The following is a 25925-nucleotide window of genomic DNA, read 5'->3' as shown; positions in this document are numbered from 1 at the left end:
ACGAATAGCGCACCTGTAGGCCGGGTAAGGCGAAGCCGCCACCCGGCAAAACAAATCGCGAGGCCAACATGATCCACGTACAAAACGTAAGTAAAACCTTTGTGCTCCACCAGCAAAACGGCGTACGTCTGCCGGTGCTGCAAAATGCCTCTCTGGAGGTTAATCGCGGCGAATGCGTGGTGCTGCACGGCCACTCCGGCAGCGGAAAATCGACCCTGCTGCGCTCCCTCTACGCCAACTATTTGCCCGACGAAGGCCATATTCATATTCGCCACGGCGATGAATGGGTCGACCTGGTACAGGCCCCCGCGCGGAAGGTGCTGGACGTGCGCCGCACCACGATCGGCTGGGTGAGCCAGTTTCTGCGGGTGATCCCGCGGATCTCCGCCCTCGACGTGGTGATGCAGCCCCTGCTGGATCTCGGCGTGCCGCGCGAAACCTGCGCCGCCAAAGCCGCCAGCCTGCTGACGCGCCTGAACGTGCCCGAGCGCCTGTGGCACCTTGCCCCGTCGACCTTTTCCGGCGGCGAGCAGCAGCGCGTCAATATCGCCCGCGGCTTTATCGTCGACTACCCGATTTTACTTCTGGATGAACCCACCGCCTCGCTCGACAGCAAAAACAGCGCCGCCGTGGTGGAACTGATCGAACAGGCCAAAGCGCGCGGGGCGGCGATCGTCGGGATCTTCCACGACGAGAACGTTCGCACCCGCGTCGCGGACCGGCTGCACCCAATGGGGACTCCCGCATGATTATCAATAACGTCAAGCTGGTACTGGACAATGAGGTGGTTGGCGGCTCGATTGAGATCCAGGACGGAACAATCCGCGCGTTTGCCGAAACCCAGAGCCGCTCACCCGAAGCGATGGACGGCGACGGCGGCTGGCTGCTGCCGGGGCTGATCGAACTGCATACCGATAATCTGGACAAGTTCTTCACGCCACGGCCGAAGGTGGACTGGCCCGCGCATTCAGCGATGAGCAGCCACGACGCGCTGATGGTCGCCAGCGGCATCACCACCGTACTGGACGCGGTGGCCATCGGTGACGTGCGCGACGGCGGCGACCGTCTGGAGAACCTGGAGAAGATGATCAACGCCGTGGAGGAGACGCAAAAACGCGGCCTCAACCGCGCCGAGCACCGCCTGCACCTGCGCTGCGAGCTGCCGCACCACACCACCCTGCCGCTGTTTGAAAAGCTGGTAGGCCGCGAGCCGGTCTCGCTGGTCTCCCTGATGGACCACTCGCCGGGGCAGCGTCAGTTCGCCAACATTGAAAAGTATCGCGAATACTATCAGGGCAAATATTCTCTCAGCGATGCGGAGATGGCCCGTTACGAAGAAGAGCAGTTGGCGCTTGCGGCACAGTGGTCGCAGCCTAACCGTCTCAGGATCGCGGCGATGTGCCGGGACCGGAATATCGCGCTGGCCAGCCATGACGACGCCACACACGATCACGTGGTCGAATCCCACCAGCTTGGCAGCGTGATCGCTGAATTTCCCACCACGTTCGAGGCGGCTGAAGCCTCTCGCAAGCACGGGATGAACGTGCTGATGGGCGCACCGAACATCGTGCGCGGCGGCTCACACTCCGGCAACGTCGCGGCAAGCAAGCTCGCTTCCCTCGGCCTGCTGGATATCCTCTCGTCCGACTATTACCCCGCCAGCCTGCTCGACGCGGCGTTCCGGGTGGCCGACGACGAGGGCAACCGCTTTACGCTACCACAGGCGATTCGCCTGGTGACGAAAAACCCGGCTTCGGCGCTTAACCTGCAGGATCGCGGCGAGATAGCCGAAGGCAAGCGGGCGGATCTGGTGCTGGCCCACCGCAGGGGCGAGCACATCCATATCGACCACGTCTGGCGTCAGGGAAAGAGGGTGTTCTGATGGGAAGACTTATCTGGTTAATGGGGCCGTCCGGCTCCGGTAAGGACAGCCTGCTGTCCGCCTTACGGCAGCAGGAGCATCCGCAACTGCTGGTGGCGCACCGGTACATTACCCGGTCGGCGAATGCGGGGAGTGAAAACCATATCGCCCTGAGCGAGCAGGAGTTTTTCACCCGTGCCGGGCAAAATCTGCTGGCGCTGAGCTGGCACGCCAACGGTTATTACTACGGGATCGGCATCGAGACCGATCTGTGGCTGCATGCGGGGTTCGACGTGCTGGTCAACGGTTCACGGGCGCATCTTTCGCAAGCGCGCGCCCGCTATGGAGCGGCCCTGCTGCCGGTCTGCCTGCAGGTTTCACCGGACGTCCTGCGCAGCCGGTTGCAGAGCCGGGGGCGTGAATCCGCCCGTGAGATCGACCAGCGGCTGGAGCGTGCGGCCCGCTATACCCCGTCCGACTGCCACGTCCTCAATAACGACGGAAGTTTGCTACAGTCAGTCGAGACCTTTTTATCGCTTATCCGTCAGAAGGAGAAACAGCATGCCTGACTGCACGCTTCGTCCCGCCACCGCCGACGATGCGCAAATCGTTTACGCGTTAATCTGCGAGTTAAAGCAGGCCGAGTTCGATCGCCAGGCGTTTCACGCGGGCTATCTTGCCAATCTGCAGGATCGCAATATGCGCTATCAGCTTGCCGAACTGGACGGGCAGGTCATCGGCATGATCGGCCTGCACCTGCAGTTTCACCTCCACCATGCACGCTGGATCGGCGAGATCCAGGAGTTGGTGGTGATGCCGCAGGCGCGCGGATTAAAGGTGGGCAGCCAGCTGCTGGCCTGGGCGGAAGGGGTGGCACGAGAGGCCGGCGCGGAGCTGACCGAACTCTCCACCAGCGTGAAGCGCGTGGACGCCCATCGTTTTTACGTTCGTGAAGGATATACGCAGAGCCATTTCCGATTCACCAAACCGCTGTAGAGGTGCGTTATGAGTCTGACAATCACGTTAACAGGAACCGGAAGCGCGCAACTCGTGCCGGTCTTTGGCTGCGACTGCGCGGCGTGTCGCCGGGCGCGCCTGCAGGATAACTATCGCCGTCGTCCCTGTAGCGCGGTGGTCAAATTCAACGATGCGGTGACCCTGCTGGATGCCGGTATTCCGCACCTGATGGACGACTGGGCCGCAGGCAGCTTTCAGCAATTTTTGCTCACCCATTACCATATGGATCACGTCCAGGGGCTCTTCCCCCTGCGTTGGGGCGTGGGCGCGACGATCCCCGTTTACGGTCCGCCGGATGAAGCGGGATGCGACGACCTGTTTAAACATCCGGGGATTCTGGATTTCAGCCACACGGTCGAACCGTTTGTGATGTTTGAGCTCCAGGGTTTGCGGGTCACGCCGCTGCCGCTCAACCATTCGAAACTGACCTTCGGGTATTTGCTGGAATCGGCCCACAGCCGCGTGGCCTGGCTGTCCGATACCGCCGGACTGCCGGAAAAAACGGTGAAGTTCCTGCTCAACAATCAGCCGCAGGCGATGATTATCGACTGCAGCCACGAACCGCGCGACGAGACGCCGCGAAACCATTGCGACTTAAATACCGTGATGGCGCTAAACGAGGTGATTGGCTGCCCGCAGGTGATCCTGACGCATATCAGCCATCAGTTTGACGTGTGGATGATGGATAACCCGCTGCCCGACGGCATTGAAGCGGGGTATGACGGGATGGTGCTGGTACTGGACTGAGTTTTGCCGGGTGGCGGCTGCGCCTTACCCGGCCTACGGTCCAGGTTTTTGCAGGCCTGCGCCTGCGAAGCGCCACCAGGCTTTAGCCTCGATCGTAATCGTCTTCTAACCTGCGCTCATCCTCTTCTAACCGACGCCTGTCGTCATCCAGCTGGCGCTGGCGCTCGTCTAAACGGCGGCGTCTGTCTTCGAGCTGCCGACGACGATCGTCGTACTGTCGACTGTCGATTTGACGGCTGCGGTCATAACGATCGTCGTCGTCATTGCTGCGGCTGCTGCTGGGGTTGTAGGCATCGTTGATCGCCTGCTGAATGTTGCCAATAGCATCATCAACAATGTCGGCATGAGCCAGTTGGCTGGTGAGTGACAGCAGACCAAATAACAGAGCAGTTGAGTAACGTTTCATAAGGCCAGACTCGCAGGTGAACTGGCCTTACGATAATGAACAGCAGGAAACGGGGGTAGCGGAGGAATCTCAAATTCAGTTGTGTCCTGGGACTTCCATCAGTTGATTCGCACGCTGTTTATTTTCTGCGACCAGGACGATGCCGTAGCATTTTTGATCCGGCGAATGGCTCCAGATACGATCTTCGGGGATACACCCTCCGTCATAGATAACCTTGCTACCATCATACGGCCAAAATGCGCCCTGCTCGGTATCGAGAACAAATACAGCGATTTGGTCAGACTCGCGGGCAATTTTCTGCCAGAGCATCTTCCCACCCTCATATTGTTCAAAGTCGCTGACAAGTGTCACGCCACACTGTAATACCAGGGCTTCATACAGGCGAGTTGCCAGTCCCTTGTCACGCTCGGCGGGATCAACACAGATACCTTCTACCTGAATAACATTGGCATCTTCCCAACAGCGCTCGACGGCAATGATATCTTCACCCAAATGCGTTTTACGTTGTAAATCCAGGGCAGCAACAACCCGATGCCGGGGCACCCCATCGAAGGTTTCGATATCCGCTTCAATAATCGCAGCTCTTGGCGTCTGGCTGTCAAAAATAACATGTAGCACTCGCCCGGAAAGCTCAAACTCATCAACGAGTTTAAACGACCTGGCAATTGTGCTCGGGCTGTATGTTGTAGGCATCACGATCATTTGTGAGTCCCCCTTTGTGAGTACCGGCATAATTCCTTTTATATCCCAATCTGCTAAATTTTGCGCAGATTAACATCACCGGCGTCAACGATGCTCTTAATGAAATCCTAAACAGGGGCATTTAAAAACATATTTTCCGCAGAGCCTGTGCCAGCTGCAACCGCGTAAACGGCTTACGCAGTAACGGAACGTCCGGCAGCTGAGGATTATGCGTGGGCCGTAAATCCTGGCCGCTGATCAGCAGCACCGGAAGCTGCGGATAGTGACTGCGCACATGGCTAATCACCTCGGCCCCGCTCAGGCTTCCGGGCAACATCAGGTCGCTGATAAACATGCCAATATCCGGCGACGCCGCCAGCATGTTCAGCGCCTGCTCGCCGTTGTCCGCTTCGAGCGTCAGATAGCCAAGCTGGTGCAATTGCTCGCACAGGGTCTGACGGACATCCGCTTCATCCTCCAGAACCAGCACCAGGCGCTCGCTCTCGACGGAGGCGGTGGCTGACAGTGCTTCATCAACTGCAGCGGCGGGCTGCGTCGAGCGCGGGAGGTGAAGCCGCACGGTCGTTCCCTGTCCCGGCGCGCTTTCAATCTCCACGCGACCACCGGACTGGCGCACAAAGCCGTACACCATCGACAGGCCTAACCCGCTCCCGCTCCCGGTCTGTTTGGTGGTGAAGAACGGTTCAAAGACCCGGGATTTGACCTCCTGCGACATGCCGCTGCCGCGGTCAATGACTTCCAGCGCCACCATATCCTGCCTGCGTCCGTCGCTGCGGGTAACGCGCTGATTCCAGGTGCGAATTTTAATCACCCCGCTTTGCCCTTCCATCGCATCACGCGCGTTCATCACCAGATTAATGATGGCGTTTTCCAGCTGGCTGACGTCGATCCATGCGGGCCATGCCGGGGATTGCGCTTCAATTTCCAGGGTCAGGGTGGCGGGCAAGGAGTGACGCAGCAGTTCCCGGAGGTTCTCCAGCAGCGGGCGCATCTCAACCGCATGTGGCGTCAGGGATTGCTTACGGGAGAACGCCAGCAGGCGCTGCGTCAGCAAGGCGCCACGCTCGGCAGCCTTCAGTGCTCGGGTAATTCGCGGCGCGTCTTTTGCGTCAGGATCGGTGAGCTCAAGACTGCCGATGATCACCGCCAGCAGGTTATTAAAATCATGCGCCAGCCCGCCCGTCAGCTGCCCAACGGCCTTCATTTTCTGGCTGTGCAGCAGCGCCTCTTCCAGGCCCTGACGCTCAATGCGGTCGATCTCCATCTGCGTGGTTTTTTCTTTCAGCAGGCGCGTGGTGTGCTCAAGCGAGGCGGTATTGCGGGCAAAAACGTTAAACGCGCGCGCCAGTTCACCCAGCTCATCGCGCCGCTGCAGCGCGGGGACGGACACATTCTGTTCACCGTGAGCAAGACGCGACATCGCCCGGGAAATGGCCGTCAGGTTGGAGGCCAGATTGCGGTAGATATACCAGCAGGCACACCCGGTGATGATCAGCGCCAGCACGGCGAAAATGGTGATAAATACGCTGATGGATTGCAGTTCGTGATGGCTCTGGGCGGTGCGAAGCCGGGAGGCCTGCGCCACCTGCTCAACGTACTGATTGATGTCGCTATTGAGGATCGCCACCAGCGCCTTGATGTGGAACATATACCAGCTTATCGCCAGATCGCTCTCCTCCAGTTGCTTCGACAGCGGGGCGAGCTGACCTAGCTCGGCATTAAAATCAGGCAGAACCGTATTTACGACCGGCTGTGCGGCACGCCGGGGCAACGTTGCGGCCACCGCGTCCAGTTGCTGGATGGTCGCGCGCGGCGAAGGGGTATCGATGGCGGCGGCGATCAGCCGGTCCATCTCCATCAGCTGCTGCGCACCCGGTACGTTACTGTCATAACGGCGGTTGATGTCCTGCAGATGACGCAGGTAACTCTGGCTTTGGTATAGCGAGCTCAGCAGCGCGTTACGCTCCAGATGGCGTCGCTGTCCGCGCTCCAGCATCTCCGTCACGCTCTGCTGTAGCTCATTGCTTCGTTGAATAATACGCGCCACCAGGGCTGGCTCCTGCTGCGCCAGCGGCGCCTCCGCAAGCTGCTCCAGTGAATGGCGCAGGGCCATTTGCGTCTGCTTGAGGCGCTCGGCTTCCCCTTTGTACTCGAGCGCCCCCACCACCTGCGAGAGCCGCACCGCCGCCGTCGCCACGTTGGCGGTATCGCGGGCCAGGTTCATGCTGCCGGTCATATCGTCCAGCGTTTGCTGCTGCACCTGCTCCTGGATTTGACTGGCGTGACGGAAGCCGAGCACCGCCACACCGCTCACCATCAGCGTCACGGCGACCACCAGCAGATTGAAAATCAGCAGGCGACCGCGGGCGCTGGCGAAGAACGGGGGGCGGTGTGATGGCATGAAGTTGGGTTCCTGTGTGGTTTGATGTCCCCTCACCCTAACCCTCTCCCCAAAGGGGCGAGGGGATGATTTGCTCCCTCTCCCTTTCAGGGAGAGGGCTGGGGTGAGGGTAAAAATATTCATAACTATGACAAATATGAACAGCTTCTGACATTTTGCATTTACGCACCTGTGATGAAGTGCAGAAATCGGCATTCACAGGAGATCCGCCATGAGCAGAACCCCGGTATTAGAGATGCGCAACATTGCCAAAACGTTTGGCAGTTTCCACGCGCTCAAGGGTGTGGATTTGACGGTTTTTCCCGGTGAGATCCACGCGCTGATGGGCGAAAACGGCGCGGGAAAAAGCACGCTGATGAAAATCCTCGCGGGGGCCTATACCGCCACCCACGGCGAGATCCTGATTGACGGTCAGCCGTTTCACATTAAAGGGCCGAAGGATGCGCTGGCCGCGGGCATCACCCTGATTTATCAGGAGATGCAGCTCGCGCCCAATCTGACCGTAGCCGAAAATATCTTCCTCGGCAGCGAGCTGTCGCGCGGCGGGATGGTGCAGCGCAAAGAGATGGCTGCCCAGGCGCAGGCGGTGATTGACCGCCTCGGCGCACAGTTCAGCGCCACCGATCTGGTGATGAAGCTCACCATCGCCGAACAGCAGCAGGTAGAAATTGCCCGCGCGCTGCACCGCAACAGCCGCATTCTGGTGATGGATGAACCCACCGCCGCCCTCTCCTCGCGGGAAACGCATCGCCTGTTTGAACTGATTTTACGCCTGCGCGATGAAGGGATGGCGATCATTTATATCAGCCACCGCATGGCGGAAGTGTATGAACTCTCTGACCGCGTCAGCGTTCTGCGCGACGGGCAGTACGTCGGCAGCCTGACGCGCGACAAGCTTAACGCCTCCGAGCTGGTGCGCATGATGGTGGGACGACCGTTAAGCGACCTGTTCAACAAGGAGCGTGATATCCCCCTCGGCAGCCCGCGCCTCAACGTGCATCACCTCACCGACGGTAAAAAAGTACAACCCTGCAGCCTGCAGGTGCGTTCCGGCGAAATCGTCGGGCTGGCGGGGCTGGTCGGGGCCGGACGTTCCGAGCTGGCACAGCTTATCTTCGGCGTGCGCAAAGCCACGGGCGGCATGATTGAGGTCGACGGCGAGCCGGTGGTGATCCACTCCCCGCGTGCGGCCATCGAAAACGGCATCGGTTTTCTCACCGAGAACCGCAAGGAGCAGGGACTGTTTCTGGAGCTGGCGGCGCAGGAGAACATCACCATGGCGACGCTGGAGCGCGACGCCACCTTCGGCATGTTAAACCGCAAAAAAGCGCAGGCCATCTCCGATGACGCCATCGCCCTGCTTAACATCCGCGTGCCGCATGCACAGGTGCGCGCGGGCGGGCTGTCGGGCGGCAACCAGCAGAAGCTGCTCATCTCCCGCTGGGTCGCGATTGGCCCACGCATTCTGATTCTGGACGAACCCACGCGTGGCGTGGACGTCGGGGCGAAAAGCGAGATCTACCGCATCATGAACCAGATGGCGCGCAAAGGGGTGGCGATTTTGATGATCTCCAGCGAGCTGCCGGAAGTGGTGGGGATGAGCGACCGGGTGTACGTGATGCGCGAAGGCAGCATCGCGGGCGAGCTTCACGGGCGTGACATCTCTCAGGAAAACATTATGACGCTGGCAACCGGCGTGAACGACACTCATCATCAGGCGGTGCAATCATGACAACTCCAACCCATCCGCAGCAGGTGGCGAAATCCGCCTCCGCCAAAAAAATGCTGATGAGCGATCTGATGCAAACGGTCGGTATTTTGCCAATTCTTATCCTGATTGTGGCGGTATTTGGCTTTATTGCCCCGAACTTCTTTACCGAGAGCAACCTGCTCAACATTACCCGTCAGGCGTCGATCAACATCGTGCTGGCGGCGGGAATGACCTTCATTATCCTCACCGGCGGGATTGACCTCTCCGTGGGGTCGATTCTCGGCACCACGGCGGTAGCCGCGATGGTGGTATCGCTCATTCCTGAATTCGCCGGGCTGTCCATTCCGGCCGCGCTGATGCTCGGCATGGTGCTGGGCCTGTTTAACGGCGCGCTGGTGGCCTTTGCCGGGCTGCCGCCCTTTATCGTCACGCTCGGCACCTACACGGCGCTGCGCGGCGCGGCATACCTGCTTGCCGACGGCACGACGGTCATTAACTCGAACATCAACTTCGAGTGGATCGGCAATAACTATCTCGGCCCAATTCCCTGGCTGGTGGTGATCGCCCTGGCGGTCATCGTGGTGTGCTGGTTCATCCTGCGCCGTACCACGCTCGGCGTTCATATCTACGCCGTGGGCGGCAACATGCAGGCGGCGCGCTTAACGGGCATTAAGGTCTGGCTGGTGCTGCTGTTTGTCTACGGCATGAGCGGCCTGCTCTCCGGCCTCGGCGGCGTCATGAGCGCCTCACGCCTCTACAGCGCTAACGGCAACCTCGGCACGGGTTACGAGCTGGATGCGATTGCGGCGGTGATCCTCGGCGGCACCAGCTTTGTCGGCGGGATCGGCACGATCACCGGCACGCTGGTCGGCGCATTGATCATCGCCACCCTGAACAACGGCATGACGCTGATGGGCGTCTCCTACTTCTGGCAGCTGGTGATCAAAGGGGCGGTGATCATCATTGCGGTGCTGATCGACAAATACCGTACCCGACACCATCAAAGTGCATAACAACAATACCCTACGAGTGAGGAAGACAAGATGCGTTTGAAACCGTTAGTAACTGCGCTCTGTGCTGGCGCGCTGCTTGCCGCAACGCCGTTTGCGCAGGCGAAAGATCTGAAGTCCATTGGCGTGACGGTGGGTGACCTGGCTAACCCGTTCTTCGTGCAGATCACCAAAGGTGCCGAGCTGGAAGCGCGCAAGCTGGCGGGGGATAACGTCAAGGTGACGCTGGTCTCCAGCGGCTACGATCTGGGCCAGCAGGTGGCGCAGATCGACAACTTCATCGCCGCGAAAGTGGACATGATCATCCTCAACGCCGCGGACTCCAAAGGGATCGGCCCGGCGGTGAAGCGCGCGAAGGACGCCGGGATCGTGGTCGTGGCGGTTGACGTCGCGGCGGAAGGGGCTGATGCGACCATCACCTCCGATAACACCCAGGCGGGTGAGATGGCCTGTAAGTACATTACCGACCGCCTGAAAGGGAAAGGCAACGTGGTGATCATCAACGGACCGCCGGTCTCAGCGGTGCAAAACCGCGTGGAAGGTTGCCAGACGGAGTTCAAAAAACATCCGGATATCAAGGTGCTCTCGGATAACCAGAACGCCAAAGGCAGTCGTGAAGGCGGTCTGGAAGTCATGACCTCCCTGCTGGCGGCCAATCCGAAGATCGACGGCGTGTTTGCGATTAACGATCCGACGGCGATCGGCGCCGATCTGGCCGCGAAACAGGCTCAACGTAATGAGTTCTTTATCGTTGGCGTGGATGGTTCACCGGACGGTGAGGAAGCGCTGAAGCGCGAAAACTCGCTGTTTGTGGCGACCCCGGCGCAGGATCCGCAGGTCATGGCGGCAAAAGCGGTGGAGATCGGCTATGACATTCTCCAGGGCAAACCTGCGCCGAAAGCGCCCGTGCTGATCCCGGTGACGATGATCGATAAAAAGAACGTCGGCACGTATAAGGGGTGGACGGTTAAATGATCCTTTTCCCTCTCCCGCAGGGAGAGGGGACTGTTTTCAAGGAGTCCCCATGAAACGCTCCGACATTAACGAAATCCTCGGCCACACGCGGCAGTTTTTCTCCATGCACGACGTTCATCTCCCGCCTTTTGCCAGCTTTCCGCCAACGAAATGGCAGCAGCTGGACCTGGCTGCATGGCAGGAAGTGTTCGACCTCAGGCTCGGCTGGGACGTGACGGCATTCGGCGGCAACAACTTTGCCGCTGAGGGCCTGACGCTGTTTACCCTGCGCAACGGCTCGCCCAACGGCGTGCCGTATGAAAAAAACTATGCCGAAAAAATCATGCACGTGCGGGACGGCCAGGTCACGCCGATGCATTTTCACTGGCGTAAACGGGAAGACATCATCAACCGGGGCGGCGGGAATCTGATCGTGGAATTATGGAATGCCGGGGCGCATGAAGAGACGGAAAACACCGACGTGACGGTCACCGTCGACGGCTGCCGTCAAACCCACGCCCCCGGCAGCCAGCTGCGCCTCACACCAGGGGAAAGCATCTGCCTGACGCCCGGTCTTTACCACAGTTTCTGGGGCGAACGCGGCTTCGGCGACGTGCTGGTCGGGGAAGTGTCCTCGGTCAATGACGATGAACACGACAACCACTTTTTGCAGCCCGTTGCCCGCTATAACAACATCGAAGAAGACGAGCCGGCGCTGCTGGTGCTGTGCAATGAGTACAACCTGTTTCGGATATAAGGGGTGAATGATGCCATTGATTTCTCTTGCCGACGGTCTTGCCCACGCCAGACAACACCGCTATGCGCTGGGCGCATTTAACGTGCTCGATTCCCACTTCCTGCGCGCGCTGTTCGCCGCCGCAAAGCAGGAGCGCTCGCCGTTTATCATCAATATCGCCGAAGTGCATTTTAAGTACGTGTCGCTGGATTCCCTTGTCGAAGCGGTTAAGTTCGAAGCCGCCCGTCACGACATTCCCGTGGTGCTCAATCTCGACCACGGCCTGCATTTCGAGGCGGTGGTGCGCGCCCTGCGCTTAGGGTTCAGCTCGGTGATGTTCGACGGCTCTACGCTGAGCTATGAGGAAAACATCCGCCAGACGCGGGAAGTGGTGAAGATGTGCCATGCGGTGGGCGTCTCGGTGGAGGCGGAGCTGGGCGCGGTCGGGGGGGATGAAGGCGGCGCGCTTTACGGACATGCGGATGAAGCCTTCTTCACCGATCCACAGCTGGCGCGCGAATTTGTCGATTCAACCGGCATCGACGCGCTGGCCGTCGCCATCGGCAACGCACACGGCAAGTATAAAGGCGAGCCGAAGCTCGATTTCCCTCGCCTGGACGCCATTCGTCAACAGACGGGACTGCCGCTGGTTTTACACGGCGGCTCCGGGATTAGCGATGCCGACTTCCGCCGCGCCATCGAGCTGGGCATTCATAAAATCAATTTCTATACCGGGATGTCGCAGGCCGCGCTCGCCGCCGTGGAGCAGCGTATGGCAAAACGCCAGCCGCTCTACGACGAGTTTGCCGAGCTGCTGCTGGGCATAGAAGAGGCGATTACGGATACGGTCGCCGAACAGATGCGCATCTTCGGCAGCGCGGGGCAGGCATAATGGAACGCAAAGGCATCATCGCCGCAGGCAATATGCTGGTGGACCACGTTCACCAGATCGTGCAGTGGCCGGAGCGCGGCTGGCTGGCGGAAATCACCCACAGCGAACGCTCAACCGGCGGCGCGCCGCTCAACGTCCTGCTGACGCTGGCGAAAATGCACGTTGGCCTGCCGCTGCAGGCGGTGGGGCTGATTGGCGAAGACAGCGACGGAGACTACATTCTGGCGATGCTCGACCAGTACCACGTCAACCGCCAGCGCGTACAGCGCACCACCTTTGCGCCAACCTCCATGTCGCAGGTGATGACCGATCCCAGCGGACAGCGCACCTTTTTCCACTCACCGGGGGCCAACCGCCTGCTGGATCTTCCCGCTTTCGATCGCTTAGACGGATCGATGAAGATCTTCCATCTCGGCTATCTCCTGCTGCTCGACAGCCTGGATATGCCCGATGACGAGTTCGGCACCCGCAGCGCGCGGCTGCTGGCACAAATGCGTGACCAGGGGTATGAAACCTCGCTCGACCTGGTTTCCCGCAAGGGTGACCCACGCTATCAGCCGCTGGTGCTCCCTGCCCTGCGCCATCTCGACTATCTGGTCATTAACGAGCTGGAGGCCGGTGAGTTTAGCGGCCTGACAATGCGTGATGAAAACGACGCCCCGCACATTGCCCATATCGCCGATGCCGCGGCGCAGCTGCTGGCGGCAGGCGTACGCCAGCGGGTGGTGATCCACTGCCCGGAAGGCGCATGGGGAGAAGCCCGCGGTGAAGAGGGTCGCTGGATCCCGTCATGGATGCTGGAGCAGGAAGAGATTATCGGCAGCGTCGGCGCGGGCGATGCCTTTTGCGCGGGCTTTTTATACGGCTGCCATGAATCGCTGCCGCTGACAGAGAGTATTTATCTGGCGCACGCCTGCGCGCGGGCAAGCCTACTGGCGGCCAATGCGATTGACGGTGCAAAAACGCTGGCCGAGCTGCAGGCGTTTATTCGCGAGAGCGTGTAATTTAACAATAATTGCGATATTTCATTACAGTTCTATGAATTTTACATCCCCGAACTACACTCTCTCCATCTGGCATATTCGGCGTGGGCAGCACACTGTCCGCACGCTTTTCCGAAATGAGATAGAAAGAGGACAAGGGAAAAATGTTCGCAGCCATCATCATCGGTATTTTCATTATCAGCGTTATTTATGCGCATTCACGCGGCAAAGAAAAACAGACGCTTTCTCGTCAGCTCTTCGACCATTCGACGTTCATGGCGCCCATCAATATGTTTATGACGGCGTTTTCTTCCCTGCCCGCCAGGCAGCCTTTCTTTGAAACAGAACGCTTCCCGGAATTAAATAAGCTGACGGAAAACTGGCTGGTTATTCGCGAAGAGGCGCTGCGTTTGCAGCATCATATTAAGGCAGCGGAAAATAATAACGACGCTGGCTTTAACACCTTTTTTAAACGCGGCTGGAAACGTTTTTATCTGAAGTGGTATGCCGATGCCCATCCCTCCGCGCAGTCTTTATGCCCGGTGACGACCCGGCTGGTAAGTGAAATCCCCTCAGTGAAGGCGGCCATGTTTGCCGAGCTGCCGGCGGGAGCGAAGCTTGGCAAGCACCGGGACCCGTACGCGGGCTCGGTTCGTTACCATCTGGGCTTATTCACACCGAATGACGATCGCTGCTTTATTGAAGTCGACAGGCAGCGCCACAGCTGGCGGGATGGTGAAGCCGTTATTTTTGATGAGACCTACGTCCACTGGGCAGAGAATAAAACGGATCAAACGCGCATTATTCTCTTCTGCGATATTGAGCGTCCGATGAAATGGCGCTGGGCGCAGGCGGTTAACCATTGGGTGGGAACCACGCTAATGTCTGCAGCCAGCTCACCGAATGACGAGAATGACAGCACTGGTGGCATTAACCGCATTTTTAAATACGTTCATGCAGGTCGCGAGCGGGGGCAGCGTCTGAAAAAAAGAAACCGTAAGGCCTATTACGCCCTCAAGTATCTGTGCATCGCTGCAATCTTTGCCGCCATCATTGTTCCGGCGATAACGTAAGCCTTATGCCGCCTGTTCGGGCCGGCTCACATCGGTGGCAAACACGTAACCCAGCCCGCGGATCGTTTTGATCAGCGCAGGCTGATGCGGGTTAGCCTCTATTTTCCGGCGCAGGCGCATGATCAGCACATCAATCGTGCGATCGAACACGTCGGCGCTTTCGCTGTGGGTCAGCTCGAGCAGCCTGTCACGGCTCAGCACCCGACGGGCATTTTGCGTGAGCGCCAGCAGCAGGCCGTACTCGCCCTGGGTTAAGGGCACGGGATTACGCTGCGGATCGCTCAGCTCGCAGCGGGTGGTATCAAGCGTCCATCCGTTAAACGCAATGCCCGCGACGGGCGCTGCGGGAGCTTCCGCCGCCAGCACGCCCGTACGGCGCAGCACCGCTTTCACCCGGGCGACCACCACGCGCGGGTTAAACGGTTTGCCAATATAATCGTCGGCCCCCATCTCCAGCCCCACCACCACGTCTGACTCGCTGCCCAGCCCGGTTAACATCACAACCGGTAGCGCCGGACGCTGCTTTTGCAACTGCAGCAGAACCTGCAGGCCATTAATATCCGGCAGCATCATATCCAGCAGCACAAGCGCGATATTCGGCTCCTGTTGTACCCGGCGAAGTGCATCCTGGCCGTTATGGCAGACAAGCACGCTAAAGACGTGCTCGCTCAGCACGTCCTGAAGCAGTTCGCAGACTGCCGTATCGTCATCAACCACCAGAATCGCCGGTTTCATCGTATGCTTCCGTCAGGGGATTATGTTAAGTCTGAACTATTCTGCCGTCGGCTCCAGTCAAAAGGTTTTTTCAGTGACGGAAATTCAACCCATGTCACATCCGCCGCACTGTCGACACGTCAATTTTGACGATTGGCTGCTTTTTGTCAGGGTTTTCACCCCGAATGGGCCGTAAAGTCAGGGGATACCCATACAAAAAACATGGCATAGAAGCTGCATAGTGGGTGCGAACGATTCGATTAACTGGAGCAGACTGATGAAAAAAGTCGTCACGGTTTGCCCTTATTGTGCCTCAGGTTGCAAGATCCACCTGGTGGTCGATAACGGCAAAATCGTCCGGGCGGAGGCCGCACAGGGGAAAACCAACCAGGGCACGCTGTGCCTGAAAGGTTACTACGGCTGGGATTTTATTAACGATACCCAAATCCTTACCCCGCGCCTGAAAACCCCTATGATCCGCCGCGAGCGCGGCGGCAAGCTGGAAGCCGTCTCCTGGAACGAGGCGCTGGATTACGTCGCCACGCGCCTGAGCGCCATCAAGGCCAAGTATGGCCCGGATGCCATCCAGACTACCGGCTCTTCCCGCGGGACGGGAAATGAAACCAACTATGTGATGCAAAAATTCGCGCGCGCCGTTATTGGTACTAATAACGTCGACTGCTGCGCTCGCGTCTGACACGGCCCATCGGTTGCAGGTCTGCACCAGTCGGTCGGTAACGGCGCAATGAGTAATGCCATCAACGAGATAGATAATACCGATCTCGTCTTCATCTTTGGTTATAACCCGGCGGATTCTCACCCTATCGTCGCGAACCACGTTATTCGCGCTAAACAGAATGGGGCGAAAATCATCGTCTGCGATCCGCGCAAAATTGAAACCGCGCGCATTGCGGATATGCACATTGCATTGAAAAACGGCTCGAACATCGCGCTGTTGAATGCAATGGGACACGTCATCATTGAGGAGAACCTGTACGACCAGGCGTTTGTCGCGACCCGTACGGAAGGCTTTGAAGAGTATAAGAAAATAGTCGAAGGCTACACGCCAGAGTCGGTTGAAGCGATAACCGGCGTCAGCGCGCAGGCGATCCGTCAGGCGGCCAGGATGTATGCCGGGGCGAAAACCGCCGCCATCCTCTGGGGCATGGGCGTGACCCAGTTCTACCAGGGCGTGGAAACCGTGCGCTCGCTGACCAGCCTCGCGATTCTGACCGGTAATCTGGGTAAAGCCCACGTTGGCGTGAACCCGGTCCGTGGTCAGAATAACGTGCAGGGCGCCTGCGATATGGGCGCGCTGCCGGATACTTATCCTGGCTACCAGTACGTGAAATTCCCGGAGAACCGCGCCAAATTCGCGAAGGCCTGGGGCGTGGAAAGCCTGCCGGAACACACCGGGTACCGCATCAGCGAGCTGCCGCACCGCGCGGCGCACGGCGAAGTGCGTGCGGCCTACATCATGGGTGAAGATCCGCTTCAGACCGACGCCGAGCTCTCTGCAGTGCGTAAAGGGTTTGAGGATCTGGAGCTGGTGATTGTCCAGGATATCTTCATGACCAAAACCGCGGCGGCGGCGGATGTCATTTTACCGTCGACCTCCTGGGGCGAGCATGAAGGCGTCTACACCGCGGCCGACCGCGGCTTCCAGCGCTTCTTCAAGGCGGTCGAGCCGAAGTGGGATCTGAAAACGGACTGGCAGATTATCAGCGAAATAGCCACCCGTATGGGCTACCCGATGCACTACAACAACACCCAGGAGATCTGGGACGAGTTGCGCAGCCTGTGTCCGGACTTCTACGGCGCCACCTATGAAAAAATGGGTGAGCTGGGATACATCCAGTGGCCGTGCCGGGATGAGTCGGAGGCCGATCAAGGCACGTCCTATCTCTTTAAGGAGAAATTCGACACCCCGAACGGGCTGGCGCAATTCTTCACCTGCGACTGGGTCGCGCCCATTGATAAACTCACCGATGAGTATCCGATGGTGCTCTCCACCGTACGTGAAGTGGGCCACTACTCCTGTCGTTCGATGACCGGCAACTGCGCCGCGCTGGCCGCGCTGGCGGACGAGCCCGGCTATGCGCAAATCAACACCGCCGATGCGGAACGCCTTGGTATTGAGGACGAGGCGCTGGTGTGGGTGAATTCGCGCAAAGGGCGGATCATCACCCGTGCGCAGGTCAGCGATCGTCCAAACAAAGGGGCGGTCTATATGACCTATCAGTGGTGGATTGGTGCCTGCAACGAGCTGGTAACGGAGAATTTAAGCCCGATAACCAAAACGCCGGAGTATAAATACTGCGCCGTCAACGTTGAGCCGATTGCGGATCAGCACGCGGCAGAACAGTACGTGATCGACGAATATAACAAGCTAAAAGCCCGACTGCGCGAAAGCGCAATGGGTTGAAGCCGTTAATTCATCGATGAATAAAGGGAGTGATATATTCACTCCCTTTTTATTTCCGATTAATTCATAAGAAATATAAATTATTATTCTGGAAAGCGGCTCGCAGAAATAATGTAATTTTCGCGAAAAGAAATTACATCTTTGCATTTTAATTCAGAGAGATAAGATATGCGGCGGGTGCTTAAGACTTTCTGTCTTGAGCATTGTTGAGGGACAGAAAGTAGAAAGCCCCGGGAAATTTTCATTTACCCGAGGCTACTCCCTCAACTCCCAACAGGTTGAGAGTAGCCTCTTATTCTTTTTTTGACAAGGAGTAAAAGGCATGACGCCATTAAAAACTGCGTTAGGCATCGTCTTTATTGTTTGCCTGACGATAGTGATCTTTACCTTTATTACTCGCGGTAAGCTCTGCGAGTTTTCAATAAAGAGTGAACATCAGGAGGTGGCGGCTAAATTAGCCTGCAACCCAGGCTAACCTCTATGGGCGGAACAACGGTTCCGCCCGACTTGTAGGATGCTGAGGTCTTAATGCACCCATTTTTTTCTTTTGCGCCCGCGATTATACTGCGCGGCGTGTACCCAGATGATAAGAATCCATGAAAGCCATTTTTCTGTTGTTAGTGTTTTTAACGTCCTTCGCCCGCGCGGATGAGATAGGCAGCCAGTATCGGAAACAGGCGGAAGCCGGTGATGCGCGTGCCCAGTATTATCTTGCCGATACGTACTTCAGCTCCGGCGACAGCAAGCAGGCCGCGCTGTGGGCCGAGAAAGCCGCGAAAGGCGGCGATGTCGACGCCATGGGGTTGCTCTCGCAAATCCTCTTTACGCAGGGCGATTACGCACAGGCCAAAGCCCTGGCCCAACAGGCAAACATTGCTGGCAGCAAACGCGGCGCGATCATGCTGGCGCGCATTCTGGTGAATACTCAGGCGGGGAAAACGGACTATCCGCAGGCTATCAGACTGTTGCAAACGGCAACCGAAGATATCGACAGTGACTCTGCGGTCGATGCGCAGCTGCTGCTGGGGTTGATTTATGCCAACGGCGTAGAGGTGGCGCAGGATGACGTGCAGGCCGCCTCGTGGTTCAAGCGAAGTTCAGCCCTTTCGCGTACGGGCTATGCCGAGTACTGGGCAGGGATGTTGTTCAGGCAGGGTGAGAAAGGCTTTATCACGCCAAATAAGCAGAAAGCACTGTACTGGTTGAACCTGAGCTGTACTGAAGGTTTTGATACGGGATGTGAAGAGTTTGATGCGTTGAGCGGGGAGTAAAGTGCCGGGTGGCGGCTTCGCCTTACCCGGCCTACAAGACCCGCAGGCCCGGTAAGCGCAGCGCCACCGGGCTTAAGAGGTTAGCGATCGGCAGTCTTATCAAAACGACCCAGCACCTCGCGTTCATACGCCAGCGCCTTTTTACGATCAAATTTGTGTTCCCACTTGGCGATAACCAGCACCGCCAGTGCATTACCCACCACGTTCAGCGCCGTACGCGCCATGTCGAGGATACGGTCCACACCGGCAATAAAGGCCAAACCTTCCAGCGGAATACCGACGCTGCCCAGCGTCGCCAGCAGCACCACGAACGAAACGCCCGGTACGCCTGCGATACCTTTAGAGGTCACCATCAGCGTCAGCACCAGGACGATCTCCTGCCACAGCGACAGGTCAATGCCGTACAGCTGGGCAATAAAGATAGCGGCGATACTCTGGTACAGCGTGGAACCATCCAGGTTAAAGGAGTAACCGGTCGGCACCACGAAGCTGGTGATCGACGCTGGCGCGCCGTAGGCTTCCATCTTCTCAATAATACGCGGCAGCACGCTCTCAGAGCTTGCCGTGGAGTAGGCCAGAATCAGCTCATCTTTCAGGATACGGATCAGGATCCAGATGCTCAGCCCGCACAGACGCGCCACGATGCCCAGCACCACCAGCGCAAAGAACAGGATCGCGAAGTGCACCAGAATCACCAGCTTCGCCAGCGGCCAGAGGGAGGCAAAACCGAAGTTCGCCACGGTGACGGCGATAAGCGCAAACACCCCTACCGGCGCGTAACGCATCACCATGTGGGTCACTTTAAACATGGTCTCGGAGATAGAGCGGAACACGGTCACCAGCGGTTCGCGGTGCGTCGCGGGCAGAGAGGAGAGCCCCAGACCAAACAGGACCGAGAAGAAGATAATAGGCAACATCTCGCCCTTCGCCATCGATGCCACGATGTTGGTCGGTACCAGAGAAAGGATAGTGCCCATCAGGCCGTGTGCATGGCTCTGCACGTCAGCGGTTGTACTTTGGTATTTCGAAATATCCACCGTAGCCAGCTGCGACATATCAATCCCGGAACCCGGCTGGAACACGTTCGCCAGGGTGATACCGAGAATGATCGCAACCGTAGTGATCACTTCGAAATAGATAATGGTTTTCGCGCCAATACGACCTAACTGCTTCGCATCGCCGACGCCCGCAATACCCACCACCAGCGTCGAGATCACAATCGGTACCACTATCATCTTGATCAGATGAATAAAGATATCTCCTGCCGGTGAAAGCAGGTTCGCAATCAGCCAGTCGCGGCTGTCGCTGTGATAGTGGAGGTAACTGCCCAGCAAGATGCCCAGCACAAGGGCAATTAAGATCTGCCAGGCCAGGCTGACTTTAACGTTTTTCATAGAAACTGACTTCCTCAATGAAGCGCCTTATTCACTCAAACTGCATGAATAAGGGGACATACTGATAGGGTATGAATTGTGTTGCGTCGATTTATGGGATTTTTTAACGCGGCGTATGAGTATCATTTGCGCGGCCTGTTGCGCAAGCCTTAAAGAACGACGCATTTCACTCGTAAAAGCGTCCGTGACGGGAGTTTCTCCTGTTTCTAATAAATAACCTTTTGTTATAAAAACGCTTTTTTAAACATAAATGTGAATAATCGTCAGCATAAATTATTTTCCTTCAAAGTTTCATTCGCTCATTTTTCAACCTGTTCAAACAATGCGTGATCTGTAGCCCAAATAATAAACAAAGCTTGTAAAGCCCCTACTATTAACGTTTTTGCGACATATTATTAACATCTTACAAGGAGAAAAAAAGCCATGAGCCAAATACACAAACATGACATTCCCGCAAACATTGCGGACCGTTGCCTGATCAACCCGGAGCAGTACCACGAGAAATATCAGCAATCTATCACCGCCCCGGACACCTTCTGGGGTGAGCAGGGTCATATCCTGGACTGGATCAAACCTTATCAGAAGGTGAAGAACACCTCCTTTGCGCCCGGTAACGTCTCCATTAAATGGTATGAAGATGGCACGCTGAACCTGGCGGCGAACTGCCTTGACCGTCACCTTGCCGCGCGCGGGAACGAGACGGCGATTATCTGGGAAGGCGATGATGCCTCGCAGAGCAAACACATTACTTATAAAGAACTGCACCGCGACGTGTGCCGCTTTGCCAACGTCCTGCTGGATAAAGGCATTAAAAAAGGCGACGTGGTCGCAATCTATATGCCGATGGTGCCGGAAGCGGCGGTGGCCATGCTGGCCTGCGCGCGTATCGGCGCCATTCACTCGGTTATCTTTGGTGGGTTCTCGCCAGAGGCGGTTGCGGGTCGTATTGTCGATTCAAGCTCAAAACTGGTGATCACCGCCGATGAAGGCGTGCGTGCAGGACGCGGTATCCCACTCAAGAAAAACGTCGACGAAGCGCTGAAAAACCCGAACGTCAAAACGGTCAGCAACGTCATCGTCCTTAAGCGTACCGGCGGCAAAATCGACTGGCACGAGGGGCGCGACCTGTGGTGGAGCGACCTGATTGAAAAAGCGAGCGACCAGCATCAGCCTGAAGAGATGAATGCGGAAGATCCGCTCTTCATTCTTTACACCTCTGGCTCAACCGGCAAACCGAAAGGCGTGCTGCACACCACCGGCGGCTATCTGGTCTACGCGGCCACCACTTTCAAATACGTCTTCGACTACCACCCGGGCGACATCTACTGGTGCACCGCCGACGTGGGCTGGGTCACCGGGCACAGCTACCTGCTGTACGGCCCGCTGGCCTGTGGCGCAACAACGCTGATGTTTGAAGGCGTACCCAACTGGCCGACCCCGGCGCGTATGTGCCAGGTCGTCGACAAGCATCAGGTCAATATTCTCTACACCGCGCCTACGGCGATCCGCGCCTTAATGGCGGAAGGCGATAAAGCCATCGAAGGGACCGACCGCTCTTCATTGCGCATCCTTGGTTCCGTGGGCGAGCCGATTAATCCGGAAGCCTGGGAGTGGTACTGGAAGAAAATCGGCAACGAGAAATGCCCGGTCATGGACACCTGGTGGCAGACCGAAACCGGCGGTTTCATGATCACCCCGATGCCGGGCGCCACGCAGCTGAAAGCAGGCTCGGCAACCCGTCCGTTCTTCGGCGTGCAGCCTGCGCTGGTGGATAACGAAGGCAACCCGCTGGAAGGCGCCACCGAAGGCAACCTGGTGATCACGGACTCGTGGCCGGGTCAGGCGCGTACCCTGTTCGGCGATCACGATCGCTTCGAGCAGACCTACTTCTCGACCTTTAAAAACATGTACTTCAGCGGCGACGGCGCGCGCCGTGATGAAGACGATTATTACTGGATCACCGGACGCGTGGACGACGTGCTGAACGTCTCCGGCCACCGTCTGGGCACCGCGGAAATTGAATCAGCGCTGGTGTCGCATCCGAAGATTGCCGAAGCGGCCGTTGTCGGTATTCCGCACAACATCAAAGGCCAGGCGATTTACGCCTATGTCACTCTGAACCACGGTGAAGAGCCGTCGCCAGAACTTTATACAGAAGTGCGCAACTGGGTGCGTAAAGAGATTGGCCCGCTGGCCACGCCGGACGTGCTGCACTGGACCGACTCGCTGCCGAAAACCCGCTCTGGCAAAATTATGCGTCGTATCTTGCGCAAAATCGCGGCAGGGGACACCAGCAACCTCGGTGATACCTCAACGCTCGCGGATCCTGGCGTGGTGGAAAAACTGCTCGAAGAGAAGCAGGCCATCGCAATGCCATCGTAATCTTTTCTCCCTCTCCCCGTGGGAGAGGGCCGGGGTGAGGGCATCAGACCGCACCTTCCTCCCCTCACCCTCACCCCATAGGGGAGAGGGGATAAAAACAAACCAACCTTACCTTTGGAGACTCTGTGATGAATGACCATATTTGTCAGCAGATAGAGAATAGTGCGCACTACAGGGAGCTCGTCGATAAGCGGCAACGGTTTGCCTTCACCCTTTCCATCATCATGCTGATTATCTATGTCGGCTTTATTCTGCTGATCGCCTTTGCGCCGCACTGGCTGGGCACCCCGCTGCACGAGGGGACCAGCGTGACGCGCGGTATTCCCATTGGCATTGGCGTGATTGTGATTTCATTTGTGCTGACCGGCGTCTACGTCTGGCGCGCGAACGGTGAATTCGATCGTCTTAATAAAGCGGTACTGCAAGAGGTAAAAGCATCATGAAGCGAGTCCTGACGGCGCTAGCCGCCACACTTCCCTTTGCCGCCCACGCGGCGGATGCCATTACCGGCGAGGTACAGCGCCAGCCAACCAACTGGCAGGCGATTATCATGTTCCTGATTTTCGTGGTGCTGACGCTGTACATTACGTACTGGGCGTCGAAACGCGTGCGCTCCCGTAACGATTACTACACTGCAGGCGGCAATATTACTGGCTTCCAGAACGGGCTGGCGATTGCGGGTGACTTTATGTCCGCCGCCTCGTTCCTCGGGATCTCCGCGCTGGTCTACACCTCCGGCTATGACGGCCTGATTTACTCCCTCGGCTTCCTCGTCGGCTGGCCGATCATTCTGTTCCTGATTGCCGAGCGCCTGCGCAACTTGGGCCGCTATACCTTCGCCGACGTGGCCTCGTATCGCCTGAAGCAGGGGCCGATTCGCACCCTCTCCGCCTGCGGTTCGCTGGTGGTGGTGGCACTGTATCTGATCGCGCAGATGGTGGGCGCGGGTAAATTGATCGAGCTGCTGTTCGGCCTGAACTACCACATCGCGGTGGTACTGGTGGGCGTGCTGATGGTGATGTACGTCCTGTTCGGCGGCATGCTGGCGACCACCTGGGTGCAAATCATCAAAGCGGTATTGCTGCTGTTCGGCGCCAGCTTTATGGCCTTTATGGTGATGAAGCACGTCGGGTTCAGCTTCAATAACCTGTTTACCGAGGCCATGGCGGTCCATCCGAAAGGGGAAGCCATTATGAGCCCGGGCGGGCTGGTGAAAGACCCGATTTCTGCCCTGTCGCTCGGTCTGGGCCTGATGTTTGGTACCGCAGGTCTACCGCACATTCTGATGCGCTTCTTCACCGTGAGCGATGCGCGTGAAGCGCGCAAGAGCGTCTTCTACGCTACCGGCTTCATGGGCTACTTCTATATCCTGACCTTTATCATCGGCTTTGGCGCGATCATGCTGGTGGGGGCAAACCCGGCGTTTAAAGATGCCGCGGGCGCGCTGATTGGCGGCAATAACATGGCGGCGGTGCATCTGGCCGACGCGGTGGGCGGCAACCTGTTCCTCGGCTTTATCTCTGCCGTGGCCTTCGCCACCATTCTTGCGGTGGTTGCGGGGTTAACGCTGGCCGGGGCGTCGGCGGTCTCTCATGACCTCTACGCCAACGTCTTCCGCAAAGGCGCGAGCGAGCGCGATGAGCTGAAAGTCTCCAAAATCACCGTGCTGGTGCTGGGCGTTGTGGCGATCCTGCTGGGCATTCTGTTCGAGAAGCAAAACATCGCCTTTATGGTGGGGCTGGCCTTCTCCATCGCGGCAAGCTGTAACTTCCCGATCATCCTGCTCTCCATGTACTGGTCGAAACTGACCACCCGTGGCGCGATGATTGGCGGCTGGCTGGGGCTGCTGACGGCGGTGATCCTGATGATTCTGGGCCCGACAATCTGGGTGCAGATCCTCGGTCACGCCAGCGCCATCTTCCCGTATGAATACCCGGCGCTGTTCTCCATTGCCGTGGCGTTTATCGGTATCTGGGTCTTCTCGGCCACCGACAATTCGCCGGAGGGTAACCTGGAGCGCGAGAAATTCCGCGCCCAGTTTATTCGTTCACAAACCGGTCTTGGCGTTGAGCAGGGCCGCGCGCACTAAACCTTTCTCCCCGGCCATTCTGGTCGGGGAGCTTAAAACATCACCCACGCCACCAGCGGCGCAACCAGCACCATCACCACGCCCGACAGCATCATCACCAGGCTCGCGACAACGCCCTCCTGCTGGCCCAGCTCATAGGAACGAGCCGTGCCCGCGCCGTGCGACGCGGCGCCAAATCCCGCGCCTTTGGCCATTCCTTCCCGAATAGAAAGCCGCAGAAAGAGCATATCGCCCACTGCCATCCCGAAGACGCCCGTCACCACCACAAACAGCGCCACCAGATCCGGCTGTCCGCCGAGGGGTTTAGCCGCCGCCAGCGCAAACGGCGTGGTCACCGAGCGCACGGCCAGGCTGCGTTGAATTTCATCGGGCAGCGTAAACAGTCTCGCCAGCCAGACGGAGCTACAGACCGCGACCACCGTGGCGGTGATCACGCCTGCGCTGAGCGACATCCAATGGCGCCTGATAATCGCCAGGTTGTCATAAACGGGCACGGCAAAGGCGATGGTCGCCGGGCCGAGCAGCCACAGCAGCCAGTGGGATTCACCAATGTAGTTCTGCCAGGAAATGTGGCCGAAGACCAGCATCAGCACCAGCAGGATCGGCGTGAAGACCAGCGGCATCAGCGGCAGCGCATGAAACCGGCGATACAGCCGCTTGTTGGCGAAGTAGATCCCGAGCGTCGCGATCAGGCACAAGACGCTGATCTGAAAGTTAGTCATGTTTGTGCCTGCTGATTTCAAACCGGTAGACTTTATCCACGACCCAGGCGGTCGCCCCCAGCACCATCAACGTACTCAGCGCGATCACCGCAAAGATTCGCCAGCCGTCCACCATCAGCAGTTGCGCATAGTTCACCACCGCCACCACGGCAGGGACAAAGAACAGCAGCATCTCCGCCAGCAGCCAGCGCGCCCCGGCGCGCACCCAGTTAAGGGGGATCACGCGACAGAGGATAAGCGTCAGCATCAACAGCATCCCCACCAGGTTGGCAGGCAGCGGTAGGTGGAGCCAGCCGACAAGATATTCGGCGAAAACAAACAGTCCCGCGTAGAGCAGTACCTGAACCGGGACCTGGAGTCGTTGTACAACGGCAGGCGTAACACGGCTTAACGCCACGGCCATGGGGGTTTTCCTCAAAAATGAGACGAGGCGCC

The 25925-nt window shown here is 58.0% G+C and carries 25 protein-coding genes; 18 read left to right on the top strand and 7 right to left on the bottom strand.

Translation table 11 applies throughout. The annotated features are described in order from the left end of the window. The first annotated feature begins 68 nt into the window (after positions 1-68). The 5 genes from phnL to phnP are packed head-to-tail and all read left to right on the top strand — an operon-like array spanning position 69 to position 3625. Positions 69-749 (top strand): phosphonate C-P lyase system protein PhnL, encoded by a 681-nt coding sequence (gene phnL, locus ACMGGQ_RS22910; RefSeq protein ID WP_045909196.1) that lies wholly within the window; start codon positions 69-71, stop codon positions 747-749. Continuing rightward, a complete protein-coding gene (gene phnM / locus ACMGGQ_RS22905) occupies positions 746-1882 on the top strand; it encodes an alpha-D-ribose 1-methylphosphonate 5-triphosphate diphosphatase (RefSeq protein WP_045909195.1) in 1137 nt (378 codons plus the stop codon). The genes phnL and phnM overlap by 4 nt, the downstream gene beginning before the upstream one ends. Next, positions 1879-2430 (top strand): ribose 1,5-bisphosphokinase, encoded by a 552-nt coding sequence (gene phnN / locus ACMGGQ_RS22900; protein ID WP_090393124.1) that lies wholly within the window; start codon positions 1879-1881, stop codon positions 2428-2430. The genes phnM and phnN overlap by 4 nt, the downstream gene beginning before the upstream one ends. Continuing rightward, a complete protein-coding gene (gene phnO, locus ACMGGQ_RS22895; protein ID WP_045909193.1) occupies positions 2423-2857 on the top strand; it encodes an aminoalkylphosphonate N-acetyltransferase in 435 nt (144 codons plus the stop codon). Before phnN ends, phnO begins: the two co-directional genes overlap by 8 nt. Positions 2858-2866: 9 nt before the next feature. Next, positions 2867-3625 carry a phosphonate metabolism protein PhnP gene (gene phnP, locus ACMGGQ_RS22890; RefSeq protein WP_045909192.1) on the top strand — a complete coding sequence of 253 codons (759 nt, stop codon included), beginning with the start codon at positions 2867-2869 and terminating at the stop codon, positions 3623-3625. A gap of 82 nt (positions 3626-3707) precedes the next feature. On the opposite strand, the gene yjdP is transcribed toward phnP, so the two are convergent. The 3 genes from yjdP to ACMGGQ_RS22875 all read right to left on the bottom strand — a co-directional run bounded on the left by yjdP (position 3708) and on the right by ACMGGQ_RS22875 (position 7134). Further along, positions 3708-4031 carry a DDRRRQL repeat protein YjdP gene (yjdP, locus tag ACMGGQ_RS22885; RefSeq protein ID WP_033144428.1) on the bottom strand — a complete coding sequence of 108 codons (324 nt, stop codon included), beginning with the start codon at positions 4029-4031 and terminating at the stop codon, positions 3708-3710. 75 nt (positions 4032-4106) lie between these two features. Continuing rightward, the gene (locus ACMGGQ_RS22880) at positions 4107-4733 is read right to left on the bottom strand and encodes a GNAT family N-acetyltransferase (protein ID WP_008500049.1); all 627 of its coding nucleotides are present in this window, start codon (positions 4731-4733) and stop codon (positions 4107-4109) included. 121 nt (positions 4734-4854) lie between these two features. Further along, on the bottom strand, positions 4855-7134 hold the full coding sequence (locus ACMGGQ_RS22875; protein ID WP_420290543.1) for an ATP-binding protein: 2280 nt from the start codon (positions 7132-7134) through the stop codon (positions 4855-4857). 211 nt (positions 7135-7345) lie between these two features. Here ACMGGQ_RS22875 and ACMGGQ_RS22870 point away from each other — a divergent pair, with 211 nt between their 5' ends. The 7 genes from ACMGGQ_RS22870 (at position 7346) to lpxO (ending at position 14493) form a co-directional block, all read left to right on the top strand. Next, on the top strand, positions 7346-8866 hold the full coding sequence (locus tag ACMGGQ_RS22870) for a sugar ABC transporter ATP-binding protein (RefSeq protein ID WP_039266969.1): 1521 nt from the start codon (positions 7346-7348) through the stop codon (positions 8864-8866). Then, positions 8863-9858 (top strand): ABC transporter permease subunit, encoded by a 996-nt coding sequence (locus ACMGGQ_RS22865; RefSeq protein ID WP_048030254.1) that lies wholly within the window; start codon positions 8863-8865, stop codon positions 9856-9858. Before ACMGGQ_RS22870 ends, ACMGGQ_RS22865 begins: the two co-directional genes overlap by 4 nt. A gap of 30 nt (positions 9859-9888) precedes the next feature. Further along, a complete protein-coding gene (locus ACMGGQ_RS22860) occupies positions 9889-10830 on the top strand; it encodes an ABC transporter substrate-binding protein (protein ID WP_021242935.1) in 942 nt (313 codons plus the stop codon). 49 nt (positions 10831-10879) lie between these two features. After that, positions 10880-11566, top strand: a complete 687-nt coding sequence (locus tag ACMGGQ_RS22855; protein ID WP_420290542.1) for a D-lyxose/D-mannose family sugar isomerase — start codon at positions 10880-10882, stop codon at positions 11564-11566. Positions 11567-11576: 10 nt separating this feature from the next. Then, positions 11577-12437, top strand: coding sequence for a ketose 1,6-bisphosphate aldolase (locus ACMGGQ_RS22850; protein WP_048226469.1), 861 nt, complete (start codon positions 11577-11579; stop codon positions 12435-12437). Then, positions 12437-13441: a carbohydrate kinase family protein gene (locus tag ACMGGQ_RS22845; protein ID WP_045909186.1), complete on the top strand. Its 1005-nt coding sequence runs from the start codon at positions 12437-12439 to the stop codon at positions 13439-13441. Before ACMGGQ_RS22850 ends, ACMGGQ_RS22845 begins: the two co-directional genes overlap by 1 nt. Positions 13442-13584: 143 nt before the next feature. After that, positions 13585-14493: a lipid A hydroxylase LpxO gene (lpxO, locus tag ACMGGQ_RS22840; RefSeq protein WP_008500041.1), complete on the top strand. Its 909-nt coding sequence runs from the start codon at positions 13585-13587 to the stop codon at positions 14491-14493. A 3-nt stretch (positions 14494-14496) separates the two neighbouring features. Here the strand turns inward: lpxO and ACMGGQ_RS22835 are convergent, their stop codons facing one another. Beyond that, on the bottom strand, positions 14497-15228 hold the full coding sequence (locus ACMGGQ_RS22835; protein ID WP_126534922.1) for a response regulator: 732 nt from the start codon (positions 15226-15228) through the stop codon (positions 14497-14499). A gap of 256 nt (positions 15229-15484) precedes the next feature. Here ACMGGQ_RS22835 and fdhF point away from each other — a divergent pair, with 256 nt between their 5' ends. The 3 genes from fdhF to ACMGGQ_RS22820 all read left to right on the top strand — a co-directional run bounded on the left by fdhF (position 15485) and on the right by ACMGGQ_RS22820 (position 18903). Beyond that, entirely contained in the window at positions 15485-17632 is a 2148-nt protein-coding gene (gene fdhF / locus ACMGGQ_RS22830; RefSeq protein WP_420290541.1) for a formate dehydrogenase subunit alpha, read from the top strand. A gap of 322 nt (positions 17633-17954) precedes the next feature. Beyond that, the gene (locus ACMGGQ_RS22825; RefSeq protein ID WP_045909184.1) at positions 17955-18107 is read left to right on the top strand and encodes a Hok/Gef family protein; all 153 of its coding nucleotides are present in this window, start codon (positions 17955-17957) and stop codon (positions 18105-18107) included. Positions 18108-18228: 121 nt separating this feature from the next. Further along, positions 18229-18903, top strand: coding sequence for a tetratricopeptide repeat protein (locus ACMGGQ_RS22820; protein ID WP_023618154.1), 675 nt, complete (start codon positions 18229-18231; stop codon positions 18901-18903). An 80-nt stretch (positions 18904-18983) separates the two neighbouring features. Here ACMGGQ_RS22820 and gltP read toward each other — a convergent pair whose 3' ends face one another. Beyond that, a complete protein-coding gene (gltP, locus tag ACMGGQ_RS22815) occupies positions 18984-20297 on the bottom strand; it encodes a glutamate/aspartate:proton symporter GltP (protein ID WP_045909183.1) in 1314 nt (437 codons plus the stop codon). 423 nt (positions 20298-20720) lie between these two features. On the opposite strand from gltP, the gene acs reads away from it, so the two are divergent. The 3 genes from acs (at position 20721) to actP (ending at position 24768) form a co-directional block, all read left to right on the top strand. Further along, positions 20721-22679: an acetate--CoA ligase gene (gene acs, locus ACMGGQ_RS22810; protein ID WP_277718290.1), complete on the top strand. Its 1959-nt coding sequence runs from the start codon at positions 20721-20723 to the stop codon at positions 22677-22679. A gap of 128 nt (positions 22680-22807) precedes the next feature. Then, positions 22808-23122 carry a DUF485 domain-containing protein gene (locus tag ACMGGQ_RS22805; protein ID WP_008503396.1) on the top strand — a complete coding sequence of 105 codons (315 nt, stop codon included), beginning with the start codon at positions 22808-22810 and terminating at the stop codon, positions 23120-23122. Next, on the top strand, positions 23119-24768 hold the full coding sequence (gene actP / locus ACMGGQ_RS22800; RefSeq protein ID WP_045909181.1) for a cation/acetate symporter ActP: 1650 nt from the start codon (positions 23119-23121) through the stop codon (positions 24766-24768). The genes ACMGGQ_RS22805 and actP overlap by 4 nt, the downstream gene beginning before the upstream one ends. Before the next feature lie 32 nt (positions 24769-24800). On the opposite strand, the gene ACMGGQ_RS22795 is transcribed toward actP, so the two are convergent. Continuing rightward, positions 24801-25490 carry an LrgB family protein gene (locus tag ACMGGQ_RS22795; RefSeq protein ID WP_045909180.1) on the bottom strand — a complete coding sequence of 230 codons (690 nt, stop codon included), beginning with the start codon at positions 25488-25490 and terminating at the stop codon, positions 24801-24803. After that, on the bottom strand, positions 25483-25893 hold the full coding sequence (locus ACMGGQ_RS22790; protein ID WP_021242769.1) for a CidA/LrgA family protein: 411 nt from the start codon (positions 25891-25893) through the stop codon (positions 25483-25485). Before ACMGGQ_RS22790 ends, ACMGGQ_RS22795 begins: the two co-directional genes overlap by 8 nt. Positions 25894-25925 lie beyond the last annotated feature (32 nt).

This window comes from Enterobacter sp. BNK-13, from assembly GCF_048685015.1.
GTDB classification, from domain to species: domain Bacteria; phylum Pseudomonadota; class Gammaproteobacteria; order Enterobacterales; family Enterobacteriaceae; genus Enterobacter; species Enterobacter quasiroggenkampii.
Note: the sequence above shows the minus strand (reverse complement) of the source record. Positions and strands in the feature narration are given on the sequence as shown.

Excerpts from the sequence above, each read along its gene's own strand:
- lpxO (WP_008500041.1), top strand. The coding sequence starts at position 13,585 with ATGTTCGCAGCCATCATCATCGGTATTTTCATTATCAGCGTTATTTAT.
- actP (WP_045909181.1), top strand. The coding sequence starts at position 23,119 with ATGAAGCGAGTCCTGACGGCGCTAGCCGCCACACTTCCCTTTGCCGCC.
- ACMGGQ_RS22855 (WP_420290542.1), top strand. The coding sequence starts at position 10,880 with ATGAAACGCTCCGACATTAACGAAATCCTCGGCCACACGCGGCAGTTT.
- yjdP (WP_033144428.1), bottom strand. The coding sequence starts at position 4,031 with ATGAAACGTTACTCAACTGCTCTGTTATTTGGTCTGCTGTCACTCACC.
- ACMGGQ_RS22845 (WP_045909186.1), top strand. The coding sequence starts at position 12,437 with ATGGAACGCAAAGGCATCATCGCCGCAGGCAATATGCTGGTGGACCAC.
- ACMGGQ_RS22820 (WP_023618154.1), top strand. The coding sequence starts at position 18,229 with ATGAAAGCCATTTTTCTGTTGTTAGTGTTTTTAACGTCCTTCGCCCGC.
- ACMGGQ_RS22875 (WP_420290543.1), bottom strand. The coding sequence starts at position 7,134 with ATGCCATCACACCGCCCCCCGTTCTTCGCCAGCGCCCGCGGTCGCCTG.
- ACMGGQ_RS22865 (WP_048030254.1), top strand. The coding sequence starts at position 8,863 with ATGACAACTCCAACCCATCCGCAGCAGGTGGCGAAATCCGCCTCCGCC.
- ACMGGQ_RS22870 (WP_039266969.1), top strand. The coding sequence starts at position 7,346 with ATGAGCAGAACCCCGGTATTAGAGATGCGCAACATTGCCAAAACGTTT.
- phnO (WP_045909193.1), top strand. The coding sequence starts at position 2,423 with ATGCCTGACTGCACGCTTCGTCCCGCCACCGCCGACGATGCGCAAATC.
- phnP (WP_045909192.1), top strand. The coding sequence starts at position 2,867 with ATGAGTCTGACAATCACGTTAACAGGAACCGGAAGCGCGCAACTCGTG.
- phnM (WP_045909195.1), top strand. The coding sequence starts at position 746 with ATGATTATCAATAACGTCAAGCTGGTACTGGACAATGAGGTGGTTGGC.
- ACMGGQ_RS22860 (WP_021242935.1), top strand. The coding sequence starts at position 9,889 with ATGCGTTTGAAACCGTTAGTAACTGCGCTCTGTGCTGGCGCGCTGCTT.
- ACMGGQ_RS22880 (WP_008500049.1), bottom strand. The coding sequence starts at position 4,733 with ATGATCGTGATGCCTACAACATACAGCCCGAGCACAATTGCCAGGTCG.
- acs (WP_277718290.1), top strand. The coding sequence starts at position 20,721 with ATGAGCCAAATACACAAACATGACATTCCCGCAAACATTGCGGACCGT.
- phnL (WP_045909196.1), top strand. The coding sequence starts at position 69 with ATGATCCACGTACAAAACGTAAGTAAAACCTTTGTGCTCCACCAGCAA.
- ACMGGQ_RS22790 (WP_021242769.1), bottom strand. The coding sequence starts at position 25,893 with ATGGCCGTGGCGTTAAGCCGTGTTACGCCTGCCGTTGTACAACGACTC.
- ACMGGQ_RS22805 (WP_008503396.1), top strand. The coding sequence starts at position 22,808 with ATGAATGACCATATTTGTCAGCAGATAGAGAATAGTGCGCACTACAGG.
- ACMGGQ_RS22825 (WP_045909184.1), top strand. The coding sequence starts at position 17,955 with ATGACGCCATTAAAAACTGCGTTAGGCATCGTCTTTATTGTTTGCCTG.
- gltP (WP_045909183.1), bottom strand. The coding sequence starts at position 20,297 with ATGAAAAACGTTAAAGTCAGCCTGGCCTGGCAGATCTTAATTGCCCTT.
- ACMGGQ_RS22835 (WP_126534922.1), bottom strand. The coding sequence starts at position 15,228 with ATGAAACCGGCGATTCTGGTGGTTGATGACGATACGGCAGTCTGCGAA.
- ACMGGQ_RS22850 (WP_048226469.1), top strand. The coding sequence starts at position 11,577 with ATGCCATTGATTTCTCTTGCCGACGGTCTTGCCCACGCCAGACAACAC.
- ACMGGQ_RS22795 (WP_045909180.1), bottom strand. The coding sequence starts at position 25,490 with ATGACTAACTTTCAGATCAGCGTCTTGTGCCTGATCGCGACGCTCGGG.